This is a genomic window from Erythrobacter donghaensis (genome assembly GCF_001557325.1).
Lineage (GTDB): Bacteria > Pseudomonadota > Alphaproteobacteria > Sphingomonadales > Sphingomonadaceae > Erythrobacter > Erythrobacter donghaensis_B.
Genome location: NZ_LSJS01000069.1, coordinates 17281 through 28646, shown reverse-complemented (window position 1 = coordinate 28646; position 11366 = coordinate 17281). Strand labels below are relative to the sequence as shown.

Here is an 11366-nt window from a genome sequence, read left to right as displayed (position 1 = left end):
GGCTAAAGCGGGTCACTGGCCTATGTGAATTCGCCTCTCGCGGGGCTTGCCTAAACCCGTGCCCGAGCCCGCCCCAAGGGCGCTGAAGGGAAGGAATGACGCATGCGATTGGCACTGATCATGGCCTCGAGCCTCTTGACGCTCGCAGCTTGCGACGGGCGCGAGACGACGGACGGGGCCGCAGGAACCGCCACCGGCGATGCCATGGCGAACAGCGCTGCCGATGCCGACGGCGCCTTCGCCGATGCCCCGCCGAACGCGCAGGAATTCGCGCAGCGCGTGGCGATGTCGGACATGTACGAACTCGCCGCCGCGCGCGTTGCCATGCAGCGTGCCGAGGGCACGCCGACCCGCGAATTCGCGCAGATGATGATCACCGATCACACCCGCTCCTCGGAGGCGCTGAAGGAAGCGGTCGCGGCGTCGGGCCAGACCCTGGCGATGCCCGATGCGCTCGACAGCGAGCACAAGGCGCAGGTCGATATCCTCGAAAGCCTGAGCGGCGAGGATTTCGACCGCGAATACATCAGCCAGCAGACCGCTGCCCACCGCAAGGCGCTGACCCTGCTCAAGGCCTATGCCGGGAACGGCGACAGCGCCGAGCTGCGCCAGTTCGCGCAAGGGGCGATCCCCACGATCCAGAAGCACGCCGACTGGCTCGACAACAATTCCCCGAGCCCGGGCGCGACCGGCGGAACGCCGGGTGCGACGATGGATTCCACCCCCGCGCCATAGGCGGGCGGCGGCAGCTCCCATCTCCCGGAGCCCCCGCGCGGACGATCCCGTTCGCGCGGGGGTTTTTGCGTCCGCGGCTCAGCGCTGGGCGCTGGCCGCATCGCGAAGCCGGGCGACGTTGGCGGGCGCGGAATCGGCGGGGGCAGAGTCGCTTGCGGGGTCGGCCGTCGGCGCGGGCCCGGGGGCCTGTCCGGGCTCTTCGGCGAGCGCGGCCATGAAGGTTTCCGACCACCAGCGCACATCGTGCCGGGTGATGGTCGCCAGCATCGCCTGATGCCGCTCCTGCCGCTCGGCGAGCGGCATGGCGAGCGCACGGGCGATACCTTCCGCGATCTCCTCGATCGAATGCGGGTTGACCAGCACCGCCTCCGGCAGCTGCGCCGCGGCCCCGGCAAAGCGCGACAGCACCAGCACCCCCGGATCGGCCGGATCCTGCGCCACGACATATTCCTTGGCGACGAGGTTCATCCCGTCGCGCAAGGGGGTGACGAGGCCGACCCGGGCCGCACGATAGATGCCGAACAGCTCGTCGCGCGAATAGCCCTGGTTGACATAGCGGATCGGCACCCAGTCGATCGAGGCATAGGCGCCGTTGATGTGGCCCGACAGGGCATCGAGCTCGGCGCGGATCTGGCGGTAGCTCGCCACGTCCCCGCGCGAGGGCGGGGCGATCTGGAGCAGGCTGATCTTCTCGCGCAGCTCGGGGTGATCGGCGAGCAGCCGCTCGTAGGCGGCAAAGCGTTCCTGCAGCCCCTTCGAGTAGTCGAGCCGGTCGACCCCGACGATCATGTCGCGCCCCACCGCGCTCGCCACCAGCCGGGTCTCGGCCTGCTTGGCGGCGATGGAATGCACCGCGCCGGAAAAATCGGCGATGTCGAGCCCGATCGGGCAGACCAGCAGCCGGGTGCAGCGCTCGCCGAGGCGCAGCGCATCGCCGTCGATCGTCGCCTCGAACTGGACCGCCGCATAGTCGATGAAGGCCTGCCGCCATTCCTCCGACTGGAACCCGATCACGTCGTAATCGAGCATCCCGCGCGCCAGGTCGCTGTGGCCCGGGAGCGACATCAGCAGGCTTGGCGGAGGCCAGGGGATATGGAGGAAGAAGCCGATCCGGTTGGCAAAGCCGCGCGCGCGCAGCTGGCTGCCGAGCGGCATCAGGTGATAGTCGTGCACCCAGATCAGATCATCGGGCGCAATCAGGGGGCTGAGCGTGTCGGCAAAGCGCTCGTTGACCCGGGCATAGCCGCCGGCAAAGTCGCGCGCGATCTCGGTGAGGTCGAGCCGGTAGTGGAACAGCGGCCACAAGGTGCGGTTGGCGAAACCGTTGTAGTATTCGTCGATGTCCTGCGCCTCGAGGTCGATGGTCGCGGTTGCGACCCCGTCGGCGCGGCGGAAGGCGATCTGGCCGGTGAACTCCTCGGTCTGCTCGCCCGACCAGCCGAACCAAATGCCGTTGCTCTGCCGCAAGGCGGCGGCGAGTGCGACGGCGAGGCCCCCGCGGTTGGCGTTCTCGCCATCGGTTTCGACCTGGACGCGGTTCGATACGGCGATTAGGCGCGGGGTGGACGATTGTGTTTGCGTGTGGGGCATGGGGAGCCCTTTGGTTGCGGCCGCCGGGCCGGAGGAGTGCGCGCGCCCGGGGGAGGGGTTCGCTCCGGACGCCGGGGGTGCCTTGGCGCGAAGGGCGCGGGCAAAAAACCGCCTATGTGATGAAAGCGTCGCCGCTGCCCGTCGCGAGCGCCCTGACGCCCTCGAGAACCGCCGCGGGGTCGGCGAGCATGCCGTCGGCCTGGTCGGCGATGCGCGCGCCGACCGCCAGCCCGCGCCCGCCCAGCGCGCGCGCCGCGGCAATTGCGGGAATATCGGTGAAGTCGTCGCCGATATAGAGCGGGGTGCTCGTGCGGAACGGCGCCAGCGCCATGATCGCGCGCACCGCATCGCCCTTGTCCGCGCCAGGCAGGCGCAGTTCGAACACCATGTCGCCTTCCTGGATGACGAGGCCGTGCGCGGCGGCGCATTCCTCGGCCCAGCGCTCAACCGGCCCGCGCAGGTCGGGGGCGAGGCGGTAGTGGAGGCCGAGGCCGTAGCTCTTCAGTTCGATCACCACGCCCCGCGCCGCGCCGAAGCGGGCTTCCGTTTCGCGCGCGAGGCGGGAAAAGATGCGGGCGGGCGCGGGCGCGCGGCGATGACCGTCATGGCGCAGTTCGAGCCCGTGGCTCGCCGCGACCGTCATCGGCCACAGCGTCCGGCCCCACAACGCGTCGAGCTGTTTGAGCGATCGTCCGCTGATGATCGCGAGCCGGCCCTCGAGCTGCTCGCATGCCGCGGCGACCAGCGTGCGCAGCGCCTCGCCCACCACCACCCCGTCCGGGGTGCGTGCGGTGGGCACCAGCGTGCCGTCGAAATCGAGCAGCAGGGCTAGCGGGGCGCTCATGCTGCGGGCTCCGGTTCGCCTTCGGCATCCTCGTCGGCGCGGATCCCGGCCAGCACCGCGCCCGCGGAGAGACCGTGGACCGCCGCCGACAGCGCGATCGTCACCAGCACCACCAGCCACAGGTCGGCCAGCATCGCGACCGGCGCCATCCCGGCGGCAAAGGCGAGGTAGTAGAGGCTCCCGATCCCGCGCACGCCGAAGGCCGCGGTGACGAAACGTTCGCGCGGGGGCAGGTCGGTGCCCGCCAGCGACACCCAGCCGATCAGCGGCCGGATCGCGAAGACGAGCGCGGCCGCGATGGCGACATGCTCCCAGCGCACATCGCCCGCATAGGTGCCCAGCGCCGCACCCACCATCAGCAGCAGCACGGCGGTCAGCGCGTGTTCGATCGCGAGGTTGAAGAGGTGGAGGTTGCCGTGGAATTCGTGATCGCGCTCGAGCCGACGGAACACCAGTCCCCCCACGAAGCAGGCGATGAAGCCGTAGCCGTGGATCAGCTCGGCAAGCCCGTAGCAGACGAACACGCCGGCCAGCGCCAGCACCCCCGACCCGGTCGCCGCAAGCACGTTGCGCGCCGGCCAGCGGAACACCATCTGCCCCAGCAGCCAGCCCACCCCCGCGCCCGCCAGCGTGCCGGCGAGGATGCGGTAGACGAGATCATAGGCCAGCCAGTCGCCCGCCTCGGTCAGGGTCAGACCCGCGATGGCAGCGAGCCCGAGGTAGACGAACGGGAAGGCGAGCCCGTCGTTCAATCCGGCCTCGGTGGTGAGCGCAAAGCGCACCGGATGCTCGCCGCCCTCGGTCGGCGGGCCGACCTGCACGTCGCCCGCCAGCACCGGGTCGGTCGGGGCAAGCACCGCGCCCAGCAGCAGCGCGCTCGCCAGCGGGAAGCCCGCGGCAAGGCCGACCAGGGCAAGCGCGCCGATGGTCAGCGGCATCGCCACCGCCAGCAGCCGCCATGTCACGCCCCAGCGCGCGAAGGGCCGCACCACGTCGAGCCTGAGGCCGGTCGCGAACAGCGCGACGATCACCGCCATCTCGCTCAGGATCTCCCACCATTCGGGATCGGCGATCGGGCGGAACAGCGGCGGATCCTCCGGGAGCGCCAACGCGCAGGCGGCACCTGCCAGGATCAGCAGCGCCGAAGCCGCCGGCTCGCGGCCCGAGACGAAGCGCGGCAGCCAATATGCGAGGATGATCGCGGCGCCCGCGAACAGCAGGAATTGGTGATAGGACATCGAGATGTTGCTCTGCCGCAGGTGGCCGGTGAGGACGGAGCGTGGAATTGGCGGTGCTGCTGCCTCTGGGCACTAACCCGGGATAGGAACGCAGGCAGTTGGCGCTGCGCGGCGGCACCCTAGGGTGAACACGCCGACTGCCCGGCAGCCCAGTCACGAAAGGCCCTCCATGTCGTTTCTCGACCGTATCGCCTCCGCGCTCGCCCCCGCCGCCACCGACGAACAGCGCCGCGAGACGCGCGCCGCCTTCGAGGAAATGTCGGTGGGCGAGCCCTTCGCCGAGGAGATCCTCGCCCAGCACCGCCGCATCGAGGAGCTGTTTGCCGAAGCGCGCGCGGCGAGCGGGCCCGGCGCCGATGCGCTGGTGCTCGAACTGGCGGTGTTGCTCAACGCCCATTCGATGGCCGAGGAGGCGGTGATCTATCCCGAGATCTCGGAGAATTCGAGCAAGGCGCACGCCGGCATGGCCTATGAGGAGCACGCCATGACCAAGGTGCAGCTCGCCGCGCTCCAGAAGCTCCAGCCCGGCACGCAGGAATGGCACGAGAAGCTCGACCATATCGAGAGCGCGGTGCAGCAGCACGTCCACCAGGAAGAGGGCAGCTGGCTGCCCGACGTGATCCGCTATGCGCCCGTCGACGTGCGGCAGCGGATGAGCGTCGACTTCCGCGAGTATTTTGACCGCTTCGACCGCAGCTGACTTCCCTGCCCCGGCACGGCCTGCGACCCGCCGTGCCGCCGCAGGACTGGCCCGCAAGACCTGGGGAACATGGTTTCCCCTCGTCTTGCGGGCCTTTTCATGCCCGGCCTCGTGGGCGGGCATCCGGCCACAAAAAACCCCGCCCATCGCTGGGCGGGGAGTTGATTTGGGGCAATGACCGGACGAAGTGGAAACCTAACGCGCGTCCGGCCACCGAGTCACCAGAGGGATCGGGACACCCCCGGGTTCGGCGATGCTGCCTGCCCCGCAACAAGCACGCTCTAACCTAGATTGTATCTGCAGAAATTGTAAGATTTCGGGAGGTCTGAAGCCCGCACAGGTGCTGTCCCGGCGTCCGACCCGCACCAAAAAAGCGCCCCGGCCACATGGGCCGGGGCGCGGGGAGGAGGGGCGACGACAGACGGGGGCGTGTCCGCCGCCGCTTTCGATCAGCTCGTGGTGGACCCCGATTTTCCGGTGGTCTGGCTACCCGAGCCGGTCGATCCCGATGAACTGCTTTCGCTGCCGGAGGTGCCGCCGCTCTGGCCCTCGCTCTGACGCTTCTTGCGCCATTCCTCGAACTTGCTGTTGAACTCGTCCTGCTGGGTCTGGCGGTATTCGTTGTAGTCGTTGTCGAACTGTTCCATCTGGCGCTGACGCCACTGGCTGTAGCTCGGATCGTGGTGGTGGCCCTGGTTGCCCTGGCCGTGCTGACCCTGCTGGCCATACTGATGGCTCTGGCCGGAACTGCCCTGGCCCTGCTGGCCCTGGCCCCACTGGCTCTGCCCGTGCTGCGAGTGGCCCATCATGGCGCTCTGTCCGCCCTGGCCGCTCGATCCGAAGCCGCCCTGACCGCCGCCATAGCCACCCTGGCTGCTGCCCTGGCCGTAGCCGCTCTGGCCGTAATTGTCCTGGCCATAGCCCGCGCTTTGACCGCCGTAGCCGCCGTAGTTGCTCTGGTTGCCATAGCCGCCCTGCGCGCCAGCGGGGCCCTGACCCTGGCCGAAATTGCCCTGGCCGGACTGGCTCTGCCCGTATTGGCTCTGGCCCTGCTGGCCCTGCTGGCCATATTGGCCCTGCTCCTGCTGGCCGAACCGGCCGGGACGATTGCTCTGATCCCATTCCCCGCCGCTCTGGCCGTGCTGGTGATCGCTTTGCTGCATCTGATGATCGCGGCCGGCGTGGCCCTGGCCCTCGCGGTTCTGATTGCGCTCGTTCGCCATGTCTTCATCCTTTCCGGTTGGGGTTCCGGCCCGGCTGGCCCGCCGCGCTGGATCCGGATTTGAAGGTGGCAGGCGCGGCTTGCGACCCCCCTATCCTGCATTACCCACGCCGGACGACCCGCCGTCATCGCGGGCCGACCCGCCGAAAACGGCCACCGCGGGCGCGCAAGGCCCGTGCGCCATCAGCCAGATAGGAGGGGAACGTGCGTGGCAAACCTTTGCAATTGGTCCGCCACTCCCCCGGCGCTGCCACGCGCGCGATTTCTCTTGCTAGTCATTTGCGACTGCCCCTACGATGATCTGCAAGTTGAACACGATAAGCCGCATGGAATCGGCTGGCAGCGTAACTTTTGATCGAGAGAATCGGAGCCAAATCGGGGAAGGTGCAATTCCCGCAACAGACCAAGGAGCGAGCACGTGTTCAACGCATACCTGCTGCGCCTCATGCATGCTGCCGAACTGGGTGACCAGGAGATCCAGGCGATCGAGGAATTGTGTCGCCAGCCCCGTGAGATCGGCGCCAAGAAGTATCTTTCGCGCGATGGCGACGAGATGCATTCCTTTCCGGTCGTGCTCAGCGGTTGGGCTGCACGCTACCAGATCCTGCGCAACGGCGCGCGGCAGATCACGCGGCTGCTGCTGCCGGGCGATGCCTTCTATTTCGATTGCTCGCCCAACGGCATCGCGATCGAGGAAGTGATCACGCTGAGCCCGTGCAAGATCGTCAACATCACCCACGCCGATATGCGCCGTCTGATCGACCGCTTCCCGACCATCGGCGATGCGATGCGATCCTATGGCTGCATGGAGAACGCGGTGCTTGCCTCGTGGGTGGTCAATGTCGGCCGCCGCGACGCGCTGGAGCGGATGGCGCACCTCATCTGCGAGGCGCATTACCGGCTGTCGCTGGTCGATCCGCACCAGGGCCAGCAGATCTATTTCCCGCTGACGCAGGATGATCTGGCGGACGTGCTGGGCCTCACCCCGGTGCACATCAACCGCAAGCTCCAGCAGCTGCGGCAGGAAGGGCTGATCACGCTGCGGTCCAAGCAGCTGACGATCCACGACCTGCGCACGCTGCAACAGATCGCGGGCTTCGATCCCTCCTACCTCGCGCCGCGGGTTCAAACCCTGCGGGAGCGCGAGCGCCTCAGGGTCATCGCCGCCTGACCTCCCGCCGCCGCCCGCCGGGGACGCCTGCTAGCGGGCGTCCCCGGCAGCGCGTGCGAGCGCGGCCATGATGCGCGCAGCATCGGCGGGCTTGGTGAGGTAGCCGTTGCCCGCCAGATCATCCGGCAGCATCGCGGCGTCATAGCCGGTCAGGAACACGAACGGGATGCCTTGCGCCTTCAGCGCGCGGGCGAAGTCGAATGACAGCCCTTGGCCGAGATTGATGTCGATCAGCACCGCATCGATCGGCCCCTCCTCGAGCAGCGAGGGCAGATCGGGGATCCGCGCCGAGATCGCGATCACCTTGGCGCCCGCGGCTTCGAGCAGCTGACGGCAGTCCTGCGCCTGGTAATAGTCATCCTCGAGAATGACGATGCGGTAGCCCGAGAGGGTCTGGTCGGTCATGTTCGCTCCCGTCACGATCGGGGGTCAAGGATGCTGCCGGCGTCGACCAGCGGGAATTCGAGCTCGGCAAGGACGCCGGTGTCGTGGACGATGAAGGAACCCTTTCCCTGCAATTCGTAGGGAACGCGTTCCTCGATCAGCTTGCGGCCGAAGCCCTTGCGGTTCTGCCTGGTCTTGCGCAGCTGCGCTCTTTCCTGCCAGCGCAGGCTGAGCCACTGCCGCTCGTCGCGCTCCTCGATGGTCCACACGATCCGGATGTAGCCGCTGTCGCCGAGCGCGCCGTACTTGATCGAGTTGGTCGCCAGTTCGTGTATCGCGAGCGTCACGATCTCCGCCGCGTGGGGCGAGAGCGCGACATCGGGCCCTTCGACATGGCACTTCTCGGGTTGCACGGCGTGGACCAGCAGCTCCTCGCGCACAAGCTCGGAAAGATCGACGTTGCGCCCGGGCGAGCGGGTGAGGGTGCTCTGGGTGCGGCCCATCGCCTGGAGCCGCCCGATCAGGCGATCGACATACTCGTCGACATGGCGGTGGCTCGGCGCCGAAAGCCGCGCGACCGAGCGGACCATGCCGATGAGGTTCCTCACCCGGTGCTGCAATTCGGCGACCAGCAGCCGCTGCCATTCCTCCTCGCGGCGGCGCTGGGTGGTGTCGACCATCGCGCCGAGCATGCGCACCGGCTTGCCCAGCTCGTCATAGAGGAAGCGCCCGCGCGCCAACATCCACACCACTTCGCCATCGGGCCGGCAGATGCGGTACTCGTTGACATAGTCCTGCCCGCTTTCCATCGCCGCGTTGATCCGCGCGGCAGACGCTTCGCGGTCGTCGGGATGAACCCGGTCGGCCCACGCCTCATAGGACGGCTCGATCTCGCCCGGCTCGTAACCTTCCATGCGGTAATGCTCGTCGGACCAGTAGAGTTCGCCGGTCTCGACGTTCCAGTCCCACAGGCCCACCTTGCCGATCTCGCTCGCCACGCGCAGCATCTGCGCGCCGTGGGCAAGCTCGCGCTCGGCCACACGGCGGTTGGTGATGTCGGTCGACATGCCGAACCACTCGGTGATCGCGCGCTGCTCGTCGAACACCGGAACGGCGCGCGAATAGAGCCAGCCGATCTCGCCGTCGGGCCGGATGTAGCGATGCTCGATCTCGATCGGCTGCCGGGCGGCGATGGCGGCGTCGACTGCCTCGCGCACCATCGCGCGGTCGGAGGGCGTCACGAACTCCTCGATCCAGTCGCCCGGACCGGTGGCCTCGCCGAGCAGGTTCTTGCCGCCGAGCTGCTCCATCACCGTTCCTTCGGGGTTCATCCGGAAGATCAGGTCCGAGGTTGCCTCGATCAGCGAATTGAGGCGGTTCTCGCTGTGGCGCAGGGCGAGCTCCATCGCCTTGCGCTTGCCGATATCCTCGAACAGGATCCCGAGCCGATGCGGTGCGGTCTCGCCGATCGGAAAGGCGAAGACATCGAACCAGCGGTTCATTGCCTGGGATTCGCTTTCGAACCTTTCGGCAACGCCCGTCATGGCGATGCGGCCATAGGTGGCGATCCACTTGTCCTCGATATCGGGCTGGAGCGAACGCATGGTCTTGCCGACCGGATCGACCAGGCCGGACTGGGCGAGAAATGCGTCATTGCCCTCGATGAACAGGTAATCGATCGGGCGGTTGTCGGCATCGAAGATGACCTCGATGACGCAGAAGCCCTCGTCGATGGCGTCGAACAGCAGCTTGTAGCGCGCATCCGCCTCGCGGCGCGCTTGGCGGGCCGCGTGTTCGCCGGTGATGTCGCGGATGTGCGCCATGACCGCGCTTTGCCCGGCATAGTGCAGCGGGGTCAGCACCACCTCGTAGACATTCGGGTACTGGGCGCCGTGGCGCACCAGAACCTCGGGCGCGCCGCTGAGGATGACCCGTTCGAGATCCGGCGCCCACTGCGCCGCAGCCTCGGGGAAGCGCGCGCTGAGGGTGCTGCCCGTCAAGTCCTCGGTCTGGAACAGTTGGTACAACGCCGCATTGGCAGCGAGATAGCGCCAGTCGGTCACCTCCTCGCCCGGCACGCCGACGGGCTCGAGTATGCAGACCGCATCGGGCAGCGCGCCGAAGGCGGCGCCGAACAGGTTGTTGTCGGTTTCGGGAGAGAAGTCGGCCATGCCCTCTGCTTTCGCGCTGTCCCCCAGCATACGAACCGCGCCCCGAAAGCTGCTTAACATATGTTACATGGGCAGAAAGCCCTTAGCGGCGTGCTAAATCAGGATAGGGACGCGAAGGGCACCGAGGCGCAGGCGGGAGGACCCTTTCAGCGGAGATTCCCCATGCGCATGATCCTTACCTTGCTGGCCCTGGGTGCAGGTGCCTATGTCCTCACGCGGCGCAAGGGCAGCGCCGATGCCCCGCACAGCGCCGCCTTTGCCGACGACCAGCCCGCCCACGGCACCCGACCCGTGCGCGATGCCGGGCCCGAGGCGATGCGCGATCCCCCAGCTGATGCGTGGAACGGGGTCGACGAGGCGAGCGACCAGAGCTTCCCGGCGAGCGACCCGCCTGCCACCTATTGAGGGTGCAGGCCGTCGACAATCCTGCACGGCACCGTCACGCCGTCGCACCCGTCCGTCGGCCAATCGCATGCAGGGTGGCGATGTGAATATCCAAGGTTAGTGTCATCAAGCGCGTGTTCTTCTTGATAATGCCGGGCTTTCAGCCTGACCTAACCGGGAATATCGACGATGCCGACATTGACTGCTGCAGGGATCGAACCCCTGTTCCGCCTGCTCGGGCGCTACATGCCGCTCGAGGAAGCCGATCGCCGCGCGCTCGCAACGCTCGAGACCGGGCCGGTGTGCCATGCCGAAGCGCGCAGCGACATCGCGCACGAGGGCGAGAACCCGACCGTGATCCGCCTGCTGATCTCGGGCTGGGCCTGCCGCTACAAGGATTTGCCCGACGGGCGCCGCCAGATTGTCGGCTTCTTCCTGCCGGGCGACTTCTGCGATCTCAACATCTACATCCTTTCGCAACTCGACCACTCGATCGGCGCGCTGACCGCGGTGCGTTACTACGAGATCCAGCCGCACCAGTTCCAGCAGGTGGTGGACGAGCGCCCGCACCTGCTGCGCGCGCTGCTGTGGCACGAGAAGGTCTCGGCCGGGATCCAGCGCGAATGGCTGCTCTCGATCGGCCAGCGCTCGCCGCTGGAGCGGCTGGGGCATCTGTTCGTCGAGCTCTATTATCGCCTCAAGGCGGTGGGGCTGGCGACGGGCACGGGCTTCGACCTGCCGATCACCCAGAACCACCTCGCCGAGGCGAACGGCCTCAGCCTCGTGCACATGAACCGCACCTTGCAGGAAATGCGCCGCGAGGGGCTGATCGAGCTGTCCGAACGGCAATTGCGGATCGTCGATCTCGACCGGCTGAAGCGGGTGACGATGTTCAACGACAACTACCTGCACTTCAACCGCTAGCAG

Annotated in this window: 11 protein-coding genes; 5 read left to right on the top strand and 6 right to left on the bottom strand. The window is 67.7% G+C overall.

From position 1 onward, the window contains the following. The first annotated feature begins 102 nt into the window (after window positions 1-102). Window positions 103-735, top strand: a complete 633-nt coding sequence (locus AX692_RS03305) for a DUF4142 domain-containing protein (RefSeq protein WP_081095103.1) — start codon at window positions 103-105, stop codon at window positions 733-735. 78 nt (window positions 736-813) lie between these two features. Here the strand turns inward: AX692_RS03305 and AX692_RS03300 are convergent, their stop codons facing one another. The 3 genes from AX692_RS03300 to AX692_RS03290 form a co-directional block, all read right to left on the bottom strand. Continuing rightward, window positions 814-2325, bottom strand: a complete 1512-nt coding sequence (locus AX692_RS03300) for an alpha,alpha-trehalose-phosphate synthase (UDP-forming) (protein ID WP_081095102.1) — start codon at window positions 2323-2325, stop codon at window positions 814-816. 112 nt (window positions 2326-2437) lie between these two features. After that, window positions 2438-3169 (bottom strand): trehalose-phosphatase, encoded by a 732-nt coding sequence (otsB, locus tag AX692_RS03295; protein ID WP_073975022.1) that lies wholly within the window; start codon window positions 3167-3169, stop codon window positions 2438-2440. Then, on the bottom strand, window positions 3166-4407 hold the full coding sequence (locus AX692_RS03290) for a cation:proton antiporter (RefSeq protein WP_073975021.1): 1242 nt from the start codon (window positions 4405-4407) through the stop codon (window positions 3166-3168). Before AX692_RS03290 ends, otsB begins: the two co-directional genes overlap by 4 nt. A 169-nt stretch (window positions 4408-4576) precedes the next feature. On the opposite strand from AX692_RS03290, the gene AX692_RS03285 reads away from it, so the two are divergent. Then, complete coding sequence (locus AX692_RS03285; RefSeq protein WP_073975020.1) at window positions 4577-5107, top strand: hemerythrin domain-containing protein; 531 nt, start codon at window positions 4577-4579, stop codon at window positions 5105-5107. A gap of 449 nt (window positions 5108-5556) precedes the next feature. On the opposite strand, the gene AX692_RS03280 is transcribed toward AX692_RS03285, so the two are convergent. After that, window positions 5557-6330 (bottom strand): hypothetical protein, encoded by a 774-nt coding sequence (locus AX692_RS03280; protein WP_073975019.1) that lies wholly within the window; start codon window positions 6328-6330, stop codon window positions 5557-5559. Between the two features lie 417 nt (window positions 6331-6747). Between AX692_RS03280 and AX692_RS03275 the strand changes: the two genes are divergently transcribed. Further along, the gene (locus AX692_RS03275) at window positions 6748-7500 is read left to right on the top strand and encodes a Crp/Fnr family transcriptional regulator (RefSeq protein ID WP_073975018.1); all 753 of its coding nucleotides are present in this window, start codon (window positions 6748-6750) and stop codon (window positions 7498-7500) included. 30 nt (window positions 7501-7530) lie between these two features. On the opposite strand, the gene AX692_RS03270 is transcribed toward AX692_RS03275, so the two are convergent. Together AX692_RS03270 and AX692_RS03265 are read right to left on the bottom strand one after the other, a co-directional pair. Beyond that, window positions 7531-7905, bottom strand: a complete 375-nt coding sequence (locus tag AX692_RS03270; protein ID WP_073975017.1) for a response regulator — start codon at window positions 7903-7905, stop codon at window positions 7531-7533. An 11-nt stretch (window positions 7906-7916) separates the two neighbouring features. Continuing rightward, the gene (locus tag AX692_RS03265) at window positions 7917-10055 is read right to left on the bottom strand and encodes a PAS domain-containing protein (protein ID WP_196490015.1); all 2139 of its coding nucleotides are present in this window, start codon (window positions 10053-10055) and stop codon (window positions 7917-7919) included. A gap of 162 nt (window positions 10056-10217) precedes the next feature. Here AX692_RS03265 and AX692_RS03260 point away from each other — a divergent pair, with 162 nt between their 5' ends. Both AX692_RS03260 and AX692_RS03255 read left to right on the top strand, forming a co-directional pair. Further along, a complete protein-coding gene (locus AX692_RS03260; protein WP_073975015.1) occupies window positions 10218-10460 on the top strand; it encodes a hypothetical protein in 243 nt (80 codons plus the stop codon). Between the two features lie 168 nt (window positions 10461-10628). Next, the gene (locus tag AX692_RS03255; RefSeq protein WP_073975014.1) at window positions 10629-11363 is read left to right on the top strand and encodes a Crp/Fnr family transcriptional regulator; all 735 of its coding nucleotides are present in this window, start codon (window positions 10629-10631) and stop codon (window positions 11361-11363) included. The last annotated feature ends 3 nt before the right edge of the window (window positions 11364-11366 follow it).

Coding starts and splice junctions, on each gene's coding strand:
- AX692_RS03290 (WP_073975021.1), bottom strand. CDS start 4,407: ATGTCCTATCACCAATTCCTGCTGTTCGCGGGCGCCGCGATCATCCTC.
- AX692_RS03285 (WP_073975020.1), top strand. CDS start 4,577: ATGTCGTTTCTCGACCGTATCGCCTCCGCGCTCGCCCCCGCCGCCACC.
- otsB (WP_073975022.1), bottom strand. CDS start 3,169: ATGAGCGCCCCGCTAGCCCTGCTGCTCGATTTCGACGGCACGCTGGTG.
- AX692_RS03280 (WP_073975019.1), bottom strand. CDS start 6,330: ATGGCGAACGAGCGCAATCAGAACCGCGAGGGCCAGGGCCACGCCGGC.
- AX692_RS03300 (WP_081095102.1), bottom strand. CDS start 2,325: ATGCCCCACACGCAAACACAATCGTCCACCCCGCGCCTAATCGCCGTA.
- AX692_RS03265 (WP_196490015.1), bottom strand. CDS start 10,055: ATGGCCGACTTCTCTCCCGAAACCGACAACAACCTGTTCGGCGCCGCC.
- AX692_RS03305 (WP_081095103.1), top strand. CDS start 103: ATGCGATTGGCACTGATCATGGCCTCGAGCCTCTTGACGCTCGCAGCT.
- AX692_RS03255 (WP_073975014.1), top strand. CDS start 10,629: ATGCCGACATTGACTGCTGCAGGGATCGAACCCCTGTTCCGCCTGCTC.
- AX692_RS03260 (WP_073975015.1), top strand. CDS start 10,218: ATGCGCATGATCCTTACCTTGCTGGCCCTGGGTGCAGGTGCCTATGTC.
- AX692_RS03270 (WP_073975017.1), bottom strand. CDS start 7,905: ATGACCGACCAGACCCTCTCGGGCTACCGCATCGTCATTCTCGAGGAT.